Here is a 20,648-nt window from a genome sequence, read left to right as displayed (position 1 = left end):
AGATGCTGCGCAGGATGACGTGCACCCGGGTCACGGCATGGCTGTTGATGCTGTTGTGCCTGTTGCCGATGGTGGTGATGGCCGGTGCTGCGGTCCCTGCGCTGGATGACCCGGTGGTGGACGCCGCCAACGCACTTTCGGCGGATACCCGCGACATACTGCGCACGCAGGCCCTCAAGTTGCAGGCGCGCACCGGCGCGCAGCTGCAGGTGCTGGTGGTCGACCATGCTGGCGACGAGGGCATCGAGGCCTACGCGCAGCGGGTGTTCGACCAGTGGCAGTTGGGCCGCGAAGGCGTTGACGATGGCGTGCTGCTGCTCGTGGCCGTGCAGGACCGCCGTGTACGCATCCAGACCGGTTACGGTCTGGAGGGCGCGATTCCAGATGCCTATGCCGCCCGCATCATCGACAAGGCGATCGTGCCGCGTTTCCGCGATGGCGACCTTGACCAGGGCCTGCTGGATGGAACGAAGGTCGTGGTCGCGCTGATCGATGGCGAGGACCTGCCGGCCTGGGAAGCGCCATCGATGCGCAACGTGTTGCCGGCCGATTGGCGCAGCGCGGATTCCGTGGTTGCAATGACGCTGCTGGCCGGCTTCCTTGCGGGTCTGTGGCGCTCACCGCCCTCGGCGCCCGCGGCCAGGATGCCGGACGACCTCGCACGCAGGCATCGCGAGCGCCAGCGTGGAGCGCCACGCGAGGTCACCACGCCGCAGGCGCGCCCGAAGCGATTGCCGGCCTGGGGTCGCCCGCTGCTGGTGACGGCTGTGGTAGCCGCGGGTCTGCTGTCGGCGGCTATGTGGGCGCCACGCCAGGCATTGGCAGCGGTCTGCATCGTATTGGCGTTGTGCGTACCGGTGGCGAGCCTGCTTGGCTGGTGCTGGCGCCGCAGCCGAGGTGTGCGCGTGGTGCTGCTCGGCATGCTCGGGGTCAGTTCGGGGTTCTTGGTGGTGATGATGCTGCGTGGCCAGTTGCCGCCCAGTCTGGCCCTGCACACGTTGCTGGACCTGGCGGCAGGCATCGTAGCCATGCTGCTGTTCTTCCTCGTGCAGGCGTGCCGCGCGCGCTGGCACAAGGACCGCAGCAGCTTCGGGGTGAGGTTCGCAGTGCTCTTGCTGCTGACCGCTGGCTACGTGCTCTTCGCACTGCTGGCCATTGATCGCGCCGACCCGGTGGCACGCCTTGCCGCGACGATCGGGTGGAGTGCCGGCACGGTCGTGCTGTACTTCGCCTGGATTTTCACCATGCTGCCCGGTGAGAAGGCACGCGGCAGCCGCAGATCATCCGTCGGCCACCGCAGTGCGTCCAGCTCCCCGTCATCAAGTTCGTCTGCGAGCAGCTCCAGCAGCTGGTCCGGAGGCGGCGGCCGCAGCGGCGGAGGTGGTGCGTCGGGCAGCTGGTAGTTCAGGCTGCCTGTACCCGCCAGCCGAGCACAACGTCCTCCACGACACCGGGGCCAGCCACGTCGCCCACCTGCAGCAACAGCCCCTGCGCATTGGGCAGGTCCTTCTGCTCGGGAAACCACCGTCGATCGGCCGCGACCACGATCAGCAGGCCCTCGTCGTCGCCCATCGGTGCGAACTGCGGCGAAGCCGGGCTGATCGGCTGCAGGCCGAAACGTTGGTTGGACAGTTCGCGTACGGCCTCGACATCGCGGCTGGGCAGGCCGACTTCGCTCAGGCAGGTCAGCTCGCTGCCATGGAACACGCCTTCGCGAGCGCTGGCCGGCAGGCGACGGCGGCCGATCAGTTCAAGGATCAGGCCGTCCGGGCCGGTGAAGTACACCGACTGCGACTGCCAGCTGCTCTCCAGCGCGAAGTAGTCCAGCCCCGCCGGATTGCGCTGCAGCGGCGTGCGCTCACGCAACCACGTCATTGCCTCGCTGAAGCGGTTGTCCGGCACGTTGAAGGCCAGATGCACGCCACCCACCGGACGCCCCGCCGCAGGCTGAAGTTCGAGGGTGCTCCAGCCGATGTGCACATGGTTGCCGACCACGCGCTGCTGCAGCACATCGTGGAAATATGTGGCCACGGAAGCGACGTCGGATACCGGCAGAGTGAGGTGCAGCAGGCGCATGATCGATTCTCCGTGGACGCGCCCACTGTAGCGCCGGGCGATGCCCGGCGGCCACTAGCGCAGCGAATGGTTGAAGAACCGTATTGCCGCGTCCGCTGCCTGCGCGTGGGTCTGCGCCTTCGGCACCGATGTGCTGCACAGGTCCTGCAGCCGCTGTTGTCCGGCCGGGGTGCATGCGGCGAGGAAATCGTAATGGCCGACACCGGGCAGCACCTGCAGTGCAGCGCCCGCAATCACCGCACGCGCAGCCTCGCCATTGGTCTGTGGTGGCGCGACCGTGTCCGCCTGGCCCAGCACGATCGACACCGGCTGTTTCAGCGAGGAGAGCTGCTCGGGCGCAAAGGCCTGCACGATTGCCGGCGCCAGCAGGAACACCGCGCGCACGCCGGGAATGGCGCGTGCGTCGTTGGCGTGGGACATCCATGGCGACAGTTCGGGCGACGCCGCAGCGGCAACGCGCGCCTCCATCGTGTGCGTTGCCGCCTCCTGTTGGGGCTGGCAGACGCCGTCATCCGGATGTGCGGTGCAGAAGTCCCGCAATCGCTGCAGGTCCGGTCGCGCACCGGCTGCCAGCAGCGCGGTGTAGCCACCGGCCGAGAAGCCGGCGACCCCCAGGCGCTCAGGATCGACATGCGGGCCCAGCACCGGATCAGCTTGCACGGCCGCCAGTGCGGCACGCAGGTCATCGGCGCGCAACCAGGTCAGAAGGCTGCCGGGCAGGGTCATGGTGTCAACGCCGTTGTTGCCTGGATGATCCACCGCAATCACCAGATACCCGGCCCGCGCCAGCGCCGTGCCCAGCCAACCCATCATGCGCGCGCTGCCGCCGTTGCCATGCGAGAGCAGCAGGGTCGGCAGGCGATCACCCGCGACCGGCGCATCCTTGGCCGACCGGCCGGCGTCGAACAGCGGCGCGTCGGGAGGACCGATGGTCAGCGCGTTTTCGCGGCTGCCGGCCTGTGCCGGATACCAGGCCGTGTAGCGCAGCGCGTCGCGGTGCCCTGCGTCGCGCACGGCGGCGCTGGCCAGCGTCGTCGTGCCGTGGCGCTCGCCGGCGACGCCGCTTTCGCGGGCGGCGCCGACGCTCGCGAACGCCAGCAGCATTCCTCCCAGCACAGCAGCGGTCATGCGCATCTTCAACTCCTTGTCAGTGGGGACGTTCTTCCACCGGCAGCCAGATCTCCACGCCGCCGTTGCCGCTATGCTCATCGAAACGCAGGTCGTAGCGTTCCAGATCGGGTGCATCGGCCAGGCTGAGGCCGGAGCCGGGCAGGTAGTGATCCAGCAACCAGAACCAGGTAGAGCGGATGGCCGAGATGTGTCCGCCGTGCCAAGCCACCAGGTAGCGGCGCGCCGGGATGTCCACGCGTCGCCAGTGCGCAGGCACGCTCGGCACCGCGCTTGCCGGTAGTGCCGCAATGTAGTCGAAGCCACCATCGTCATCACTGTTGCAGCACACGCCGAAGCTGACCGGTGCCGGCGTCGGCCACTCGCGGTTGAGCTGGGCCCATTGGCCCGGAATCGCGCCGCTGCTGTCGCGGGTATGCCGCATGCCGACGCCTGCCACCTGGAACGCGGGCGTATCGAGCAGCCGGGGGGCTTCAATGCAGGCTGACGGGGCCTCGTCCAGGCGGATCGCCTGCACCAGCGTCAGCCCATCGGTGCCCTGTTCGCGTACCCGTTCCGGTGTCTGCCCGAACTGTTCGCTGAAGGCACGGGTAAAGGCAGCATGGGTGGTGTAGCCGGCCCCCAGCGCCACCTGCAGGATGTCGCCCGCGCCGTTGGCCAACCGCTGCGCGGCAGCGGTCAGGCGGCGCCCGCGCAGGTAGCGCACCACCGAGGTGCCGGTGCGGGCCTGGAACAGGCGTGACAGATGAAACGGCGACAGGCCGGCCGCAGCGGCGATGTCGGCCAGCGCCAATGGCTGGTCCGCATGGGTTTCGATGTACCACAACGCCTTGCCTGCCGCGCTCATCCTGCCGTTCCCCGCATCCAATGCCGGCACAGTAGCGGATCGGCAGGCACGGCGTTTAGCAGTTCTTGCGCTGCCGGGGCTTTGCGTCTGCCTGCGTACCGGCAACAATGCGCGCTTCATGGACGTGATGGGGGGCAGGGAGATGCGATCGACGACGGGGGATGCCAGGCCAGCGGAGCCCGGCCGATGATCGAGATGATCGAAATGCTGCTTGCCCTCTGGGTACTTCCCAGTCTGTTGACCCTGGCGCTGATGCTGCTGATGTTGTTCGGCGCACCACGGTGGCGCGGCAACCCCTGGGTGTACCGTGTCGGCTTCGCGTTGCTGGGCGGGTTTCTGACACCGACGTTGTTGGGGGCCGGTCACGGTGGGTTGCCGTGCGCGACTATCGGCGGGCTGGTGATGATACTGACGCAGCTGCAATGGATCGGCGATCTGCAGGTCGACTTCATGGGGATCGGGATTCGCAACAGGGGCATCTGGATCATGTCCACCCCCGCCTTGGTGGTGTTCGCCGCCATGATGTTCGTTCCGCTGCGAACGGCACGGCCGGCCCGATTCGGCTTTGGCGACGACGCCAACGGCTAGCCGCTGTGTGCGGGGATGGGGCGTGGGTCTGCATTGCCACCCATGCATGGCGTGGATCTACGGATGAGCCCTGGCAGGGGCCAACCTTGGTTGGCGCATCAAGCTGTCGTACTGACGTCATGCCTCCTTCACACATCGCGCCGAGACTGCGCGCCTTGTCCAGGCCTGTTGTGTGCGCACAGGTGCTGGCCCTGTCGCGTCCTCCCGGAGCCCTGCCGTGCATCGTTCGAAGCTTTCGCGTTCCATCCTCCTTGCCCTTTCCATGGCCAGCGCAGGAGGCGCGATCGCAGCGGAAGCCGATGCGGTCGATGCCGCCGGCGGCAGCCGCGCCGCGCCCACCCAGCTCGACGCGATGCTGGTCACCGGTACCCGCGCGTCCAACCGCACCCAGTTCGAAACGCTGGCGCCGGTGGACGTGTTCAGCAAGGAAGACATCACGTCCGTCGAATCCACCGACCTGAAGGACGTGCTGGCCCAGCTGGTGCCGTCGTTCGTGGTGCAGCGCCTGCCGATGGCGGACGGCCAGGTGTTCGTGCGTCCGGCCACGCTGCGTGGCCTGTCGCCGGACCAGACCCTGGTGCTGGTCAACGGTCGCCGCTTCCACCGCAGCGCGCTGCTCGGCAACCGTGGTGCACAGGCCGCTGATCTGGCACAGATTCCAACCAGCGCGATCAAGCGCATCGAGGTGCTGCGTGATGGCGCGTCGGCGCAGTACGGCTCGGACGCCATCGCCGGCGTCATCAACATCATCCTGGAGGATGGGCCGGGTAGCGAGATCACCGCCGGCTACTCGCAGTACGCGCAGGGCGACGGTGCTTCGCGCGATTTCAGTGCGCGCACCGGCTGGTCGCTGGGCGACTATGGCAGCCTGGTGCTGTTCGCCGAATCGTCCACCTCCGACGCCACCTCGCGCACCCGCCAGCGCCCCGATGCCATCGCCTTCCAGGCCGCGCATCCGGAGCTGGAGGTGCCCAACCCGGTGCAGCGCTGGGGCCAGCCGGAACTGGAAAGCCGCCGCGTCGGCTTCAATGTAAAGGCCAACGCCAGCGATACGCTGGAGCTCTATGCCTTTGGCCTGTACAGCCACAGCGATGGCGTCAGCGATTTCAACTGGCGCAACCCGGACACCACCACCGGCGCGTACCGCACCACCGCCATCTTCCCGGGCTGGAACCTGCGCTCGCTGTATCCGGTCGGCTTCAGCCCGCAGTACGGCAACGTGCAGAACGACCTGCAGCTGGTCGGTGGCCTGCGCGGCGAGATCACGCCGAAGCTGCGCTGGGATGTCAGCGCCTCGTATGGCCGCAACGCCATCGACTATCGCCTGAAGAACTCGATCAATGCCTCGCTCGGCCCGGCCAGCCCGACCGACTTCGATCTCGGCCGCCTGACCCAGACCGAGAAGAACGCCAACGCCGACTTCAACTACGAATGGGACGTGGCTGCGCTGTCCAAGCCGATCAACGTCGCCTTCGGTGGCGAGTTCCGCCAGGAAACCTACCAGGTGCGCGCCGGTGATCCGGCCTCGTACGCGGTGGGTCCGGGCGCGGCCGGGGGCCTGGAGGCCAACTCCAATGGCGCGCCGGGCTTCTCGGCCAGCCAGGCCGGGCAGTGGAGCCAGCGCAGCAAGGCCGCCTACGTGGACATGGAAGTGCCGCTGGGCGAGCGCTGGAGCATCGGTGCAGCCAGCCGCTATGAGGACTTCTCCAGCTTCGGCAGCACACTGGACGGCAAACTGTCGGCGCGCTTCGCGATCACCCCGGACGTCGCCCTGCGCGGCACCGTGTCCACCGGCTTCCGCGCGCCGACGCCGGCGCAGCTCAACACCACCAGCACCACCCAGGGGTTGGATACGCGCACGCTGCAGATCTTCACCAGCGGCCGCCTGTCGCCGAACGATCCGCTGGCGCAGCTGCTCGGTGCCAGGCCGTTGAAGCCGGAAGAATCGCGTACCGCATCGCTGGGCCTGACCTGGCGCACCGACCTGGGCCTGTCCGGCTCGGTGGATGTCTACCAGATCAAGCTCACCGACCGCTTCAGCCAGTCGGCCAGTTTCGCCATTCCGGCCGGTACGCCCAATCCGCTGGGCTATACCTCGGTGAACTACTTCACCAACGACTTCGACACCACCACCACCGGCGTGGACGTGGTCGGCAATTACCTGCGCGACCTCGGCGCGGGCCGCATGACGCTGACCCTGGCCTACAACTACAACCGCACCCGCGTGGACAACGGCAGCACCTCGGTGGCAACCAACGAGACCCAGCGCGTGCTGTTCGAAGATCGCCTGCCCGAGCACAAGGGCAGCCTGACCGGCAGCTGGGACATCGGTGCCTGGTCGCTGATGGCGCGCATGCGCTACTACGGTGCCTGGACCGATTCCAGCGGCAATGCGGTGGGCGATATCTACCAGCGCTTTGGTGCGATGAGCTTCCTCGACCTGGCCGTCGGCTATCGCATCAACGAACATCACAGCCTGCGCGTGGGTGCCGACAACGTGTTCGACCGCTATCCGGACGAAGCCACCTTCCAGGCCAGTCGCGGCCTGGTCTACTCGCGCAATGCGCCGTACGACACCGACGGTGCCAACCTGTACGCACAGTATCGGCTGAGCTTCTGATGGACCGCAACCGCCGCGTCCTGTTGCGTGCCGGTGCACTGCTGCCGGCTGCAGCTGCGCTGTCTTCACTGCCCGCCATGGCTGCCGCGGGTTACGCTGCGTCCATGCAGATTCCCGCAACGACCGTAGCGCCGGACGCGCTGGCCCGCGATGAAGGCTACTGGGCCGCCGTGGCCAGCCACTTCGACATCACCGATGAAGTGAACCACCTGGAGAACGGCTACTGGGGCGCGATGGGCCGCGAGACGCTGGCCAGCTACCAGCGCCACACCGCCGAGGTGAACCGTGGTAACGCCTGGTACGGCCGTCATGAGTTCCCGGTGCAGTACATGGCGGTGCAGCGGCAGGTGGCCGAACTGCTGGGCGTGGGCGCCGACGAGATCGCACTGACCCGTGGCGCCACCGAAGCGATGCTGGCGCTGATCGGTGGCTACAACCGCCCGCGGCCCGGCGACCAGGTGCTGTACGCCGACATCGACTACGACAGCATGATCGGTGCGATGCGTTGGCTGCAGCAGCGCCGTGGCGTGCAGGTCGAGCGCATCGCGCTGCCGGTGGTGCCCGACCATGCGCAGATCCTGCAGGCCTACGAGGCCGCGTTCGCGCGGCTGCCACGCCTGAAGCTGGTGCTGCTGACCCAGGTCAGCCATCGCCATGGGCTGGTGCTGCCGGTGGCCGAGATCGCCGAGCGTGCACGCGCACGCGGTATCGACGTGATCGTCGATGCGGCGCACGGGTTCGGCCAGATCGACTACGCGGTGCCGCAGCTCAAGGCCGATTTCGTCGGCATCAACCTGCACAAGTGGATCGGCGCACCGGTCGGTGTCGGCGCGATGTACGTGCGCAGGGGCCGCGTTGCGGACCTCGACCCGTACATGGGCGAGACCGACGACGGCCGCGTGGGCAGCCGCGTACACACCGGCACGGTCAACTTCGCCGCTTACCTGGCACTTCCGGAGGCGATTGCCCTGCACCAGCGCATCGGTGCGGACAACAAGCAGGCGCGCCTGCGTTACCTGCGCGAGCGCTGGACGCTGCCGGCGCGGCAGATGGCGCACATCGAAGTGCTGTCTTCGCCGGATCCGGCGTTGGCGAGTGCATTGGCCAGCTTCCGCCTGCGCGGGCGCACCAGCGTGGCTGACAACATCGCGCTGCAGAAGCGCCTGCTGGACGAACATCGCGTGTTCACCACCCATCGCGACGGCTTGGACTCCGGCGCCTGCGTGCGGGTGACGCCGTCGGTGTTCACCCGGCCGCAGCAGATGGATGCGCTGGTGAAGGCGCTCTCCGCCTTGGCCTGACCCTGCTTTGGTGGGTGCCAACCTTGGTTGGCACATTCCAACCGTGCTGAGGAATCTTCCGCCGGCCAGCGGCCGGCACTATCAGTCGGGTGGGTGCCGACCGTTGGTCGGCACATCCCATTCCAGGGCTACCGCTCGATCGCCGGCAACGCGTCCGACAACAACAACCGGTCAATCCGTCGCAGCGCACTTTCCAGCTGCCGGCGATCGGCCGCCAGCCCCAGCGACAGCCGCACGCCGTTCTGATGCTGCACCCCCGGCGGGCAGAACGCCGATGAGGGCGCGATCGCCAGCCCCTGCAGCTGTGCGGTACGCACCAGGGTGGCGTCAGTCCATGGCGCTGGTACCCGGCACCAGGCATGCAGGCCTTCGGCGCGCAGCAGCAGCGAAGGCGCCAGCAGGTAGCGCGCCATGCGCATGCGCTCGTGCGCTTCGCTGCGCACCTGCGCCAGCAGCGATTGCGCCGAACCATCCAGCAGCAGCTGGCTGGCCAGCGCCGCCACCAGCGGATGCCCCATCAACCGGGTGGCGCGCAAGGCCGAAGCCATCGCCTCGGCGTGCGCGGCACCCGGGCAGCGCACGAAGGCCGTGCGCAGGCCGGGGCTGATCACCTTCGACAGCGTCGCCACATGGAACACATGGCGCGGTGCCAGCGCCGCCAGCGGTGTCGGTGCATCCTCGGCGAGGTGCCAGTAAGGATCGTCTTCGATCGCCAGCAGGCCTTCCCTCTCCAGAACACGCGCCAGCGCTTCGCGCCGCTGCAGCGGCAGGGTCAGCGCGGTCGGGTTCTGGCAGGTGGGGTTGAGATAGACCAACCGCGCGCCGCTTTCGCGTGCCAGCCGGGCCAGCGCATCGGGGCACATGCCGTGTTCGTCGCTGTCCACCGGCAGCAGCCGCCGGCCCAGTGCGGCGGCGGCCTGCAGCAGGCCCGGATAGACCAGCGCATCGCAGAGGATCGCATCATCGTCGCGGCCCTGGCTGACCAGGATCGCGGCAAGCGCCACCTGCGCGCCTTCGGTCAGCAACAGGCTGGCATCCTCCACCGCGCCCAGCATCGGTTGCAGCCAGCGCGCTGCCGCGTGGCGGTCGGTGGGATTGCCGCCGCCCAGGTGGTAGGTCATCAGGTTCGGCGCGTTGCTGCGCGCAAGCACGGCGGCGGCACCGCGGCGCAGGGTCTCGGCCAGCGCATCGGCATCGGGCACCGGCGGCACGTTCATGCTCAGGTCCACCACCTGGTCGAAGCCGGCCTTGGGTGGTGCGATGAAACTGCCTTGTGGCCCGCGTGCCTCGATCAGGCCGCGCTTGCGCGCTTCGTCGAACGCCCGCGTTACCGTGGTCAGGTCGACGCCGAGCTGCTGCGCCAACGCACGCTGCGAGGGCAGGCGTTGTCCTGGTGCAAGCCCACCGCGACGCACCGTGCGCTCCAGCGAATTGACGATGCGCAGGTAGATCGGCCCGTTGTGCGCGAGCACGTCCTGCACCCATTCGCGGGCTGCGACATCCGGTCGCGGCATGTACGGAGCATGTCGGGGCGTATCGTTGCTTCCAACGGCGGGAGCCTGTCCATAACCATCGGTCGGTTCGGACAGGTGACCGCCGTTGTTGCTTGTGGCGGCCACAGCGGCCAGCGTCAGTGGTGTCATTGCGCGTCCTCAGCGCTTGGCCTGCCAGGGGCAGTAGCAGCCCACGGCAAGCAGTCCTTTCGGGCGCACGGTTTCGCCGCGCACCAGTCTGTCCAGCAGTGGTTCGACGAAGCTGTTGGCCGAGTTGCAGACCATGCCGATGCTGTACGGGCCGGCATAGGCGAGGTGGCCCTGCCGGTCCCAGATCGCCACGGCAGGGCTGGCCGGGATGTGTTCGATGCCGTCGATGGTCGGCAGGTTGATCACCTTGTTGCGCAGCGGCTCAGGCAGTTCGCCCTGGGTACCGGGGCGGCGGATCGCATAGAAGTCGATGCCGGCGCGGCGGTACATGCTGATCAGGTAGCTCAGGTGTGCGCCGGTTTCGCGGTTGCAGACGGCACACGCCGGGTCCCAGAAGTGCACCACGCGGATGCGGCCGGTATCACCGGCCAGATCGGACGGCAGGCGCAGCTGCGAGTCGTCGAAGACGATGGCCTGTTCGGTGAACGTCGACTGCGCGCTGTAGCCGAAGTACTGCCACAGCGCAGCCGCCACGCCGGCCATGAACAGGCAGGCGAGGGCGATCATCGTCGGCAGCAGCCAGCGGCGGCGCGGCGCGGCTGCGCCCATCAGGACGCGTCCCCGCCGAACTTGTGCACGTACTGCTTGCGCATCTCGCGGCAGGAGTCGGCCTGCGCGCGACGCTGGATCTCGCTACGCGACGGATCCTGGCTGCGCTGCACGCATTGCTCGATGGCGTGGCGCTCGGCGGCCTGCACATCCACGGTCTGCGGCTGCAGGCAGACCCAGGCCAGCGCGGCCAGCATCAACACCACAAAGCCACCACAGCCGGCCATTACCAGGTGGAACTTCAGTCTCTCGGCGCGCATCGACGCACGTCCCTTCATCCATACATTGCATACAAAATATCATCTTGTATGGATGAGGCGCCATGCGCCCGGTTCAGACGATGGCGTTGTGCCGGGCCCCGGGGGCCTCAGACAGGATCTCGTTCAGTTTGGCCAGCGCCCCGGCCAGCGCATCCTGGTCAACTGCGCCGCCCAGCGACAGGCGGATGGCGTTGCCCGGTGGCGGTTCCTCCACGCTGAAGGCGTCCGAGCTGGCGATGCCCAGACCCTGTTCCTGTGCGGCCTGGATCAGCCGGTACTGGTCCAGCCGCGGCGGTAGCGGCAGCCATACGTGCAGGCCGGCCGGGTGCGCCCGCGCGCGGGACGGCAGGTACTGCGCGGCAATCGCCTGGCGCTCGCGCAGCTCCTGCTGGAAGCGCTGCACCATGTCCTGGGCCTGGCCGCTGCGGATCCACTGCGACGCCACCGCCACCATCGACTGGGTCGGCATCAGCGCGATCGCACGCAGGGCGTCCAGCACCGGTTCCATCGGTTCGCCGCCCGGCACCACCAGGTAGGCGGTGCGCAGGCCCGGTGCCAGGCACTTGGACAGGGTGGAGATGTAATACACCGGGCAGCCGGCGTCGCGGTGGGCGGCCAGCGGCGGTGCGGCGTCCCCGGCCAGCAACCAGTAGGGATCGTCTTCGATCACGGTCAGATCGTGGCGCTTGGCAACCGCCAGCAGGGCCTGCCGGCGTTGTGCCGACATCGTCGCCGTGGTCGGGTTCTGGATGGTCGGTACCAGGTACAGCAGGCGCGGGCGGCGCAGCTGGCAGGCCTCTTCCAGCGCTTCGGGCAGCATGCCTTCGGCGTCCATCGCCACCGGCACCACACCCCGCTGCAGCACGCGCGCGGCGGCCAGCAGGCCCGGGTAGGTCAGCTGCTCGGCAGCGATCAGCTCGCCCGGCTGGGTGCGGGCCAGGATCAGTGCGCACAGTGCGGTCTGCGCGCCGGGGCAGATCACCACCTGGTCGGCACCCACCGTGCCCAGCACCGGTGACAGCCACTGCACGGCGGCGGCGCGGTCCTCGCGGGTGCCGGCGCCGACGTGGTAGCTCATCAGTTCGCCCTGGCCCAGCTGCTGGCCCACGTGCTGGAAACCGGCCTCCATGCCCTGTGCGAACGGCGCGCTGCCCAGCAGCGGCGGGATGTTCATGCTCAGGTCCACCGAGGTGCTGCGGTTGCCGGCCGACAGCGCGATGAAGGTGCCGCCGGCGCCCTGCGCATCCAGCAGGCCAGCCTGGCGCAGCTCGGCAAAGGCCCGGGTGACCGTGGTCAGGTCCACGCCCACCTGCTGGGCCAGGTCGCGCTGCGGCGGCAGCCGGTCGCCCGGACGCAGCACGCCGTCATCCACTGCCTCGCGCACCTGCTGGGCGATCTGCAGGTACAGCGGGCCAGCGCCCTCGCGGAAGGGGCGAACCCAGGTGCGATTGGGGTGTTTCAGGCGGCGGCCGGCGGCAGGTGGCGTCATCGGTCAGTTTTCCATACGTGCAGATGCACAAGTCCATACAATCATGTATCTTGTATGGGCTTGATTGGAGTGGATCGCTCTCTTGTAGGCGACCTCGTACCCACAGTGTAGCCGCTCCACGCCCGGGCGCTGCGCGCAGGCGAGCCGGTCAAGCGCGCTTCTTCAACAGGGTTGACCTCCAATGAATATCTGCTGGAACCGCATCCGCCTGGCGCTGGTCGCCCTGGCCTGCGTCGGCCTGTCGGGCTGTGACTGGGTGCTGCTGGATTCGAAGGGCATGGTCGGGCTCGCCCAGCGCGACCTGATCCTGATCTGCATCGGCCTGATGCTGATCGTGGTGATACCGGCCATCGTGCTGACCTTCGTATTCGCCTGGCGCTTCCGCGCCGGCAACACCAAGGCGAAATACACGCCGGAGTGGTCGCACTCCACCAAGGTGGAGATCGTGGTCTGGGGCGTGCCGCTGCTGATCATTGCCGGCCTGGCCGTGATCGTGTGGAAGTCGACCCACGAACTGGACCCGTACAAGCCGCTGGACGTGGCCGGTGAGCCGCTGCACGTGGACGTGATCGCCACCGACTGGAAATGGGTGTTCGTATACCCGGACCTGGGCATCGCCACGGTCAACCAGCTCAACTTCCCGGCCAACCGCCCGCTGGCGTTCAACATCACCTCCAACTCGACGATGAATACCTTCTTCATCCCGCAGCTGGGTGGGCAGATCTACGCGATGGCCGGCATGCGCACGCAGCTGCACCTGATCGCCAACGAGCCCGGCCAGTTCCGTGGCATGTCCGGCAACTACAGCGGGCATGGCTTCTCGAACATGAAGTTCATTGCCACCGCCAGCAGCAACGAGGAGTTCGAGCGCTGGGTGGCCGAGGTACGCAGCGCACCACAGGCGCTGGACTTCAACCAGTTCAAGGCGCTGGCCGCACCGTCGAAGAACGCGCCGGTGCAGCACTTCTCCAGCGTCGAACCGCTGCTGTTCAAGAAGGTCATCGACCAGTTCATCGGCGTCGGTGAGAACACCGCTGCTGCGTCCCCGGCGGGTGCTGCCGGTGGTGCCCAGGTTTCCCAGGAGTAACGAACATGTTGGGTAAATTGACGTGGGAGGCCGTGCCGCTGCACGAGCCGATCGTCGTGGTCACGCTGGCGGCCATGGTGCTGGGTGGCCTCGCGCTGCTTGGCGCGGTGACGTACTTCAAGCTATGGGGCGTGCTCTGGCGCGACTGGTTCACCACCGTGGACCACAAGAAGATCGGCATCATGTACGTGGTAGTGGCGCTGGTCATGCTGGTGCGTGGCTTCGCCGACGCGCTGATGATGCGCGCGCAGTTGGCCGCGGCCGGGCCAGGCAGTGATGGCTTCCTGCCACCGGAGCACTACGACCAGATCTTCACCGCGCATGGCGTGATCATGATCTTCTTCGTGGCCACCCCGTTCGTGGTCGGCCTGATGAACATCATCGTGCCGCTGCAGATCGGCGCACGCGACATGGCGTTCCCGTTCCTCAACGCCTTCAGCTTCTGGATCTTCGTGGTTGGCGCTGCGCTGATGATGATCTCGCTGGGCGTTGGCGAGTTCGCCATGACCGGCTGGGTGGCCTATCCGCCGCTGTCGGGCATCGAGTTCAGTCCGGGCGTAGGCGTGGACTACTACATCTGGGCGTTGCAGGCCTCGGGCATCGGCACATTGCTGACCGGCGTCAACCTGTTCATCACCATCCTGCGCATGCGTGCGCCGGGCATGACCCTGATGAAGATGCCGGTGTTCACCTGGACCGTGCTGGTCACCAGCGTGATCATCATCGCCGCCTTCCCGATCCTGACCGTGGCGCTGGGTGCGCTCACCCTGGACCGCTACCTGGACTTCAACTTCTACACCAACACGTTGGGTGGCAACCCGATGATGTACGTGAACCTGGTGTGGGCCTGGGGCCACCCGGAGGTGTACATCCTGGTGCTGCCGGCGTTCGGCATCTTCTCTGAAGTCACCGCCACGTTCGCGCGCAAGAAGCTGTTCGGCTACAAGTCGATGGTGGGCGCCACGCTGGCGATCGGCATCCTGTCGTTCATCGTCTGGCTGCACCACTTCTTCACCATGGGCTCGGGTGCCAGCGTCAATGCCTTCTTCGGCATCATGACGATGATCATCGCCATCCCCACCGGCGTGAAGATCTTTACCTGGCTGTTCACCATGTACGGCGGCCGCGTCGAGTTCAGCGTACCGATGCTGTGGACCATCGCCTTCCTGGTCACCTTCACCATCGGTGGCATGACCGGCGTGCTGCTGGCCATCCCGGGCGCGGACTTCCTGCTGCACAACAGCCTGTTCCTGGTCGCCCACTTCCATAACACCATCATCGGCGGCGCGCTGTTCGGCTACCTGGCCGGCTTCGCCTACTGGTTCCCGAAGGTGTTCGGCTTCACCCTCAACGAGCGCCTGGGCAAGTGGTCGTTCGCCTGCTGGGTGATCGGCTTCTACCTGGCCTTCATGCCGCTGTACATGCTGGGCTTCATGGGCATGACCCGCCGCATGAACCAGTACGACAACCCGGCGTGGACGCCGTACCTGATCGCCGCCTTCATCGGTGCACTGTTCGTGTTCGCGGGCATCATCCTGATGCTGGTGCAGATCTACGTGAGCGTGCGCGACCGCAAGCGCAACCTGGACCTGACCGGCGACCCGTGGAACGCACGCACGCTGGAATGGGCCACGCCGTCGCCGCCGCCGTTCTACAACTTCGCCGTGGTGCCCAAGGCCGATGAGCTGGATGCCTTCCACGAAGCGAAGAAGCGCGGCCTGCCGCCGCCGCCGAAGACGTACGCCCCGATCCACATGCCGAAGAACACCGGCGTGCCGCTGATCCTCAACATCTGGATCCTGGTGCTGTGCTTCGCCCTGGTCTGGCACATCTGGTGGATGGCCGCAGCCAGCTTCATCGCGATGATCGTGACCCTGATCGTGCGGTCCTACGACGAGGACGTGGATTACTACGTCAGTTCCGAAGAGGTGGCGCGCACCGAAGCGGCCAACCTTGCCAAGCTGAAGGAGGTACGCGCATGAACCTGTTGACCCGCCCGGAGCTGGCCAGCGACACGCAGGCGCACGAGGACCACCGCGAGCACGACCATGGCCACGAACAGGGCGGCATGAAGGTGTTCGGCATGTGGGTGTACCTCATGTCCGACTTGGTGCTGTTCGGTTCCCTGTTCGCCTCGTACGCGGTGCTCAGCACCGCCTACGCCGGCGGCCCCACCGGCAAGGAGCTGTTCTCGCTGCCGTTCGTGATGGCCGAGACCTTCCTGCTGCTGGTCTCCAGCATCACCTACGGCCAGGCCGTGCTGGCCATGCATCGCCACGATGCCTCGGCGGTGCTGCGCTGGCTGGGCGTGACTTTCGTGCTCGGTGCCTCGTTCATCGGCATGGAGATCTACGAGTTCTCGCACCTGATCCACGAAGGCGCGGGCCCGAGCACCAGTGCCTACCTGTCGGCGTTCTTCGCGCTGGTCGCCACCCACGGCCTGCACGTGGCCAGCGGCCTGATCTGGATGGCGGTGGTCATGCACCAGGTCTACCGCCGTGGCCTGACCCCGACCAACATCACCCGCGTGTCGTGCCTGAGCCTGTTCTGGCACTTCCTGGACCTGGTGTGGATCTGCGTCTTCACCTTCGTCTACCTGATCGGAGCCTTCTGACATGGCCCACGTCGAAACCTCGCGCGCCGGCAATGCGCACGGCTCCACCAAGTCCTACCTGATCGGCTTCGTGCTGTGCGCGCTGCTGACCGTGGTGCCGTTCGCACTGGTGATGAATCCGGTGCTGTCGCGGCCGCTCACGCTGTTCCTGCTGGTCGGCTTCGCAGTGGCGCAGATCCTGGTGCAGCTGGTCTATTTCCTGCACATGGACCGCAAGTCCGAAGGTGGCTGGAACCTGGCCAGCTTCGTGTTCACCCTGGTGATCCTGTTCATCGTCGTCGCGTTGTCGGTCTGGATCATCTGGAGCATGCACTACCACATGATGATCAACTGAGCCTGCGAACCGTGAAAGGCATTGCGTTCCCCCATCGTGGCCTGCGCCTGGCCGCAGGCCTGCTGCTCGGCCTGCTGGCCGGCTGCAGCGCGCAGTCGCGCATGGACTTCTATGCGAAGGACATCGCCTGCGAAGAACTTGGCCAGCAGTGGTCGATGCCCGACAGCCGCGGCACCGTGCGCGGCCCGAAGGACCTGCAGGGGCAGGTGACCTACCTGTTCTTCGGTTTCACCAGCTGCCCGGACGTGTGCCCGACCACGATGGTCGAGCTGAGCCAAGTCAAGCACCTGATGGGCAAGGATGCCGATCAGCTGCAGGTCGTGTTCGTCAGCGTCGACCCGGCCCGCGACACGCCCGAGGTCGCGCGCACCTATGTGGAAGCGTTCGATCCCAAGGCAATCGCGCTGGTTGGCAACGATGCGCAGCTGGCCGCGATGGCCAGCGACTTCAAGGCGTTCTACCAGAAAGAGCCCGGCCAGGTACCGGATACCTACACCATGAGCCACATTGCCGGTGGCTACGTGTTCGACCGCCAGGGCCGCCTGCGCCTGTTCGCGCCGTACGGCATGCCGGTGGAAAAGCTGTTCTCGGACGTGCAGCGCCTGCTGCTCGAGCCCGGCCACCCGGCCGCCGGCAACGACGCGCTGGCCAGCTGCCACCTCAAGCACAGCGGCACACTGGCCGCGCGGTAACGCCGGTGGGTGCCAACCTTGGTTGGCACGTCCGAATCTGCTCCTGGTAGATGCCAGCCTTGGTTGGCACAGCTGTAGAGCCGAGCCCATGCTCGGCGCCGCGCGCACCGCGCCTGCGGCACCCCGTAGACAGCAGCCGAGCATCGGCTCGGCTCTACACGCGCACGGCCCCGGCAGGTGTCGACCGTTGGTCGGCACACCCCCACACCAATCCCCGGCCGGCCAGGAGAGCCAGCCGGCCGGGGCACCGCTCAACGCCTTACTTGGTCTCTTCCCACTGCACCACGTCCGGCTCGGTGGCGCGGATACCGGCGGTGGACAGCAGCTTGGTGCTCGCATCCAGCGCCGCGTTCACCGACGGGTACTCCACGATCGCCTGGCCCGACGCCTTGGAGACCTTCACCACGGTGCCACCGGTGGCCGTAGCCGCGCGCTGGGCCGATGCTGCATCGGTGAAGAACACCTTGACCCGCGAGGTCGCCACCACCGGCGCTCCGTCACGGGAGACCGCCGCCGCGAACTTGCCGGCACCGGCATCAGCAGGCGCCGCCGCGGCGCCATCCAGCGAACGCTTGGTACGCGAGCTGGTGGTCGCCGCCGCCTGCGGGGTGATCGTGAACTGGCCGCCGCTGGCCTGCTTTACCGTTGCCGAGGGCGACAGCTGGAAACGCGTGCCGCCCACATCGAACGAGCGGCCGGTAGCGGACGCCTTCAGTTCCTGAGCATCCACGGTCGACAGGGTCCTGGCCGGAGGGGTCTGCCCCGAGCTCTGTGCCCAGGCAGGGGAGGTCATCGCCGCGAAGGCGAGCGTGCTCAACAGAATGGTGGTCTTCATCATCAGTGCCCCAGAACGCGGATCTTGAAGAATTCGAGGTTGCCACGCGATGCAGCGGTCGCGGCCTGCCCCATGTCGGTCACTTCCAGCGTCCAGGTGCCCGTGGCGTTCTCATCCAGGAAGGCATTGCTGGACAGCAGGTCCCAGCTGGTGAAGTTGCTCTGCGCGCCACCCGTGCCCGAACCGATCGCGGTGAACGCCGGTTGCACCACGCTGCGGGTACCGCTGGGTGACACCAGCACGAACTGCAGCTGGCGCGTGTTGCGGTGGTTGACCCGGAAGCCCAGCTGCACGCTTTCGATGTTGCGCGCGCCGTTGGCCAACTGGAAGGTCAGGCGTGCAGCGGCGGCCGAGGTGTTGCCGATGGCCACGGTACGCGTGGTGTTGCGCCAGCCGCTGTCGACCAGCGCACCGAGCGACTGGAAGTTCTCGGCCACCTGCACCGCGCGTGCAGCGTTGACCACGCCGAAGCCATACCAGTTGCTGTAGGCACGGCCGGCAGCATTCACCGTCCAGCCTGGCACCAGCGTGCGCCCGTCGGCCAGCGTCACCGCCGGCTGGTTCGGGTGGTTGCGGGTGGCGGTGGTGGCCAGGATGTACTTCACATCGCGATAGGACAGGTTCGGATTGGCTTCCAGCACCAGTGCCGCCACGCCCGAGACCATCGGCGCTGACGCCGAGGTGCCGTTCATCTTGGCGGTGTAGTTGCAGGTGCTGTCGATGGCCGACAGGTTGCTGTCCAGCGTGTTCTGGCGGTTGGTGTTCTTGTTGCTGCCCTGCGCGCACCCGGTCACGTCGGTGGTGACGATGGCCGGGTCGTAGGCGCGTGCCACCAGGCCGGGGGCGTACTGGGCCTGCAGGCCGTATTCGCCGCCGAAGGCCGACACCCACAGCGCCGAGCCGGTGGAGGAATACGACGAGCGCACGCCATCGGCACGCACCGCGCCTACCGTGATCACGTTGAACAGGTTGTTGCGCGGATCGCGTCCGGCCGGCACGCAGCCGGTGTTGCGGTTCTTGGTGTCGGTGGTGCAGACATCCTGGGTCTGGCTGATCGAGGCATTGTTGAAGTTGTTGCCCGCCGACTTCACGTAGATGCCGCCGCGGCCACCGCGCGTCCCCGACAGTGCCTGCTCATACGAACGAATCGTGTTTTCGCTGTACGCCAGCGGCAGGTTCGGATTGCCCGGGCCGGCGCCCCAGCTGTTGTTGAAGACCTGCACGTCGGCCGATTCCGCGCCGTCCCACCAGGCGTACTCGATGTTGCTCTGCTGGTTGCCCAGGGCTGAGCGCGAAATCGGGTTGAAGCCCTTCAGCGTCGCCGCCGGGGCCACACCGCGCACGCCCAGGTTGTTGGCGCCCACCGCGCCCGCAATGCCGCCGACCATGGTGCCGTGGTTGTCGACATCCGGGTTGGTCGGGGTGGGGTTGTTCGAGCCGTTGATGAAGTTCTTGCCGGCCACCGCGGCCACGTTGGCGGCCAGGTCCGGGTGCGCGATCTGCAGGCCATCGTCGACGATGGCGATGGTGACGCCCTGGCCGCGGATGCCGTTGCGGAACAGGCCATCCACGTTCAGGTCGTTGCCGGCCACCGGCAGGGTGTCAGCCGGGACCGTCTGCCCGGTGTTGAGCAGGTGCCACTGTATCCCCGCCAGTGGATCGGCCTGTTGGGCCTGGGCGGTGACGGCCAGGCTGCCCAGCACCAGGGCAGTGGCAAGGGCCAGGCGCGCAGAGCGCGGTGGCGCGGAGCGTTGCGTGTGTCGCTTCATACACGAATCCTTCTGTTGTGAATCGGCATGGCAGGACGGCGGGGCGGAACTGCCCCATCGCAACGAGCCAAACGCGACACAACGGAGAACCCCCTACCTCTTCACATCCGCAATGTACGAATATGCAAATTGCGTCACAAACACTTAGTACGTCAGGTTATGACAGGGCGCGCGAATGCCTTCACGCCATCTTCGCGCGCTTGCTTCGGGTGCGGGAAACTCGGGTAACCACATGCAGGTGAAGACACATGAAGAAGGAACGCCAGCGTGCACGTGCGCGCGCAGACCAGACCCCGCTCTCGGTTGCCGCCATCCGCAAGGTGGTGCTGTCGATGTACCACCGTCGCCATGATTACTGGACCGATGCGGATATCGCCGAGCTGCTGCCGGCGCTCGCCACATTCAATATCACGACGATCAAACAGTTGCGCTTGCTGATGAAGCGGCACCGACGCGCGCTGCTGCAGGAGGAAAGAGTGAAGATGCGTAGGGCGCAGACACTGCACCTGCTGGCTGAGGATGGTCCCTGTGGCATCGATGTACACGCCAATACCAGCTACTACGCCATCGGCGGCCTGGTCCGCACCAGCATGGAACACGAATTCGGCTTCGAGACGATGCTGCCCTTCCACGAGGTGCGCGAGGACGAACCCACGTGGTGCGGTGCCTGCCCGGTGGGTGTGGCAGCGCCGCCGGGGCATCATCGCGCGCCCTCACATCGCGCTGTGCTACTACAGCCCGTGCACCCTTCCGCAC

At 67.1% G+C, this 20,648-nt stretch carries 18 protein-coding genes; 9 read left to right on the top strand and 9 right to left on the bottom strand.

Annotation, left to right across the window (positions count from 1 at the left end; all coding sequences use genetic code 11):
* The first annotated feature begins 2 nt into the window (after positions 1-2).
* Entirely contained in the window at positions 3-1,403 is a 1,401-nt protein-coding gene (locus AC5P7A_RS10275; protein WP_495220115.1) for a TPM domain-containing protein, read from the top strand.
* A 1-nt stretch (position 1,404) separates the two neighbouring features.
* On the opposite strand, the gene AC5P7A_RS10270 is transcribed toward AC5P7A_RS10275, so the two are convergent.
* The 3 genes from AC5P7A_RS10270 to AC5P7A_RS10260 are packed head-to-tail and all read right to left on the bottom strand — an operon-like array spanning position 1,405 to position 4,051.
* Positions 1,405-2,076: a VOC family protein gene (locus tag AC5P7A_RS10270; RefSeq protein WP_197556612.1), complete on the bottom strand. Its 672-nt coding sequence runs from the start codon at positions 2,074-2,076 to the stop codon at positions 1,405-1,407.
* Between the two features lie 54 nt (positions 2,077-2,130).
* A complete protein-coding gene (locus tag AC5P7A_RS10265; protein WP_126411469.1) occupies positions 2,131-3,210 on the bottom strand; it encodes an alpha/beta hydrolase family protein in 1,080 nt (359 codons plus the stop codon).
* Between the two features lie 13 nt (positions 3,211-3,223).
* Positions 3,224-4,051, bottom strand: coding sequence for an AraC family transcriptional regulator (locus AC5P7A_RS10260; protein WP_126411468.1), 828 nt, complete (start codon positions 4,049-4,051; stop codon positions 3,224-3,226).
* 186 nt (positions 4,052-4,237) lie between these two features.
* On the opposite strand from AC5P7A_RS10260, the gene AC5P7A_RS10255 reads away from it, so the two are divergent.
* From AC5P7A_RS10255 to AC5P7A_RS10245, 3 genes are all read left to right on the top strand, one after another.
* A complete protein-coding gene (locus AC5P7A_RS10255; RefSeq protein WP_014648738.1) occupies positions 4,238-4,639 on the top strand; it encodes a hypothetical protein in 402 nt (133 codons plus the stop codon).
* Between the two features lie 217 nt (positions 4,640-4,856).
* A complete protein-coding gene (locus AC5P7A_RS10250) occupies positions 4,857-7,259 on the top strand; it encodes a TonB-dependent receptor plug domain-containing protein (RefSeq protein WP_227863706.1) in 2,403 nt (800 codons plus the stop codon).
* Complete coding sequence (locus AC5P7A_RS10245) at positions 7,259-8,560, top strand: aminotransferase class V-fold PLP-dependent enzyme (protein ID WP_495220105.1); 1,302 nt, start codon at positions 7,259-7,261, stop codon at positions 8,558-8,560. The genes AC5P7A_RS10250 and AC5P7A_RS10245 overlap by 1 nt, the downstream gene beginning before the upstream one ends.
* A gap of 128 nt (positions 8,561-8,688) precedes the next feature.
* Here AC5P7A_RS10245 and AC5P7A_RS10240 read toward each other — a convergent pair whose 3' ends face one another.
* The 4 genes from AC5P7A_RS10240 to AC5P7A_RS10225 are packed head-to-tail and all read right to left on the bottom strand — an operon-like array spanning position 8,689 to position 12,561.
* The gene (locus AC5P7A_RS10240; protein WP_495220104.1) at positions 8,689-10,203 is read right to left on the bottom strand and encodes an aminotransferase-like domain-containing protein; all 1,515 of its coding nucleotides are present in this window, start codon (positions 10,201-10,203) and stop codon (positions 8,689-8,691) included.
* Positions 10,204-10,212: 9 nt separating this feature from the next.
* On the bottom strand, positions 10,213-10,812 hold the full coding sequence (locus AC5P7A_RS10235; RefSeq protein WP_046432980.1) for a DUF6436 domain-containing protein: 600 nt from the start codon (positions 10,810-10,812) through the stop codon (positions 10,213-10,215).
* The gene (locus AC5P7A_RS10230) at positions 10,812-11,090 is read right to left on the bottom strand and encodes a hypothetical protein (protein WP_495220103.1); all 279 of its coding nucleotides are present in this window, start codon (positions 11,088-11,090) and stop codon (positions 10,812-10,814) included. Before AC5P7A_RS10230 ends, AC5P7A_RS10235 begins: the two co-directional genes overlap by 1 nt.
* Before the next feature lie 55 nt (positions 11,091-11,145).
* A complete protein-coding gene (locus AC5P7A_RS10225) occupies positions 11,146-12,561 on the bottom strand; it encodes an aminotransferase-like domain-containing protein (RefSeq protein WP_134809395.1) in 1,416 nt (471 codons plus the stop codon).
* Between the two features lie 181 nt (positions 12,562-12,742).
* Between AC5P7A_RS10225 and cyoA the strand changes: the two genes are divergently transcribed.
* The 5 genes from cyoA to AC5P7A_RS10200 are packed head-to-tail and all read left to right on the top strand — an operon-like array spanning position 12,743 to position 17,288.
* Positions 12,743-13,648, top strand: a complete 906-nt coding sequence (cyoA, locus tag AC5P7A_RS10220) for a ubiquinol oxidase subunit II (protein WP_032958778.1) — start codon at positions 12,743-12,745, stop codon at positions 13,646-13,648.
* 5 nt (positions 13,649-13,653) lie between these two features.
* Positions 13,654-15,630, top strand: a complete 1,977-nt coding sequence (cyoB, locus tag AC5P7A_RS10215) for a cytochrome o ubiquinol oxidase subunit I (RefSeq protein WP_032958781.1) — start codon at positions 13,654-13,656, stop codon at positions 15,628-15,630.
* Positions 15,627-16,262, top strand: a complete 636-nt coding sequence (cyoC, locus tag AC5P7A_RS10210; protein WP_080355823.1) for a cytochrome o ubiquinol oxidase subunit III — start codon at positions 15,627-15,629, stop codon at positions 16,260-16,262. Before cyoB ends, cyoC begins: the two co-directional genes overlap by 4 nt.
* A gap of 1 nt (position 16,263) precedes the next feature.
* On the top strand, positions 16,264-16,596 hold the full coding sequence (gene cyoD, locus AC5P7A_RS10205) for a cytochrome o ubiquinol oxidase subunit IV (RefSeq protein WP_006399830.1): 333 nt from the start codon (positions 16,264-16,266) through the stop codon (positions 16,594-16,596).
* An 11-nt stretch (positions 16,597-16,607) separates the two neighbouring features.
* Positions 16,608-17,288, top strand: coding sequence for an SCO family protein (locus tag AC5P7A_RS10200; RefSeq protein WP_049441993.1), 681 nt, complete (start codon positions 16,608-16,610; stop codon positions 17,286-17,288).
* Between the two features lie 259 nt (positions 17,289-17,547).
* Here AC5P7A_RS10200 and AC5P7A_RS10195 read toward each other — a convergent pair whose 3' ends face one another.
* Entirely contained in the window at positions 17,548-18,126 is a 579-nt protein-coding gene (locus tag AC5P7A_RS10195) for a hypothetical protein (RefSeq protein ID WP_049441991.1), read from the bottom strand.
* Positions 18,126-19,892, bottom strand: a complete 1,767-nt coding sequence (locus tag AC5P7A_RS10190; RefSeq protein WP_014648725.1) for a S8 family serine peptidase — start codon at positions 19,890-19,892, stop codon at positions 18,126-18,128. Before AC5P7A_RS10190 ends, AC5P7A_RS10195 begins: the two co-directional genes overlap by 1 nt.
* Positions 19,893-20,648 lie beyond the last annotated feature (756 nt).

The sequence above is a fragment of the Stenotrophomonas sp. YJH_SMC_65 genome (assembly GCF_059369475.1).
The sequence above is the reverse complement of the archived record's forward strand: the minus strand, read 5'-3'. Positions and strand labels throughout refer to the sequence as shown.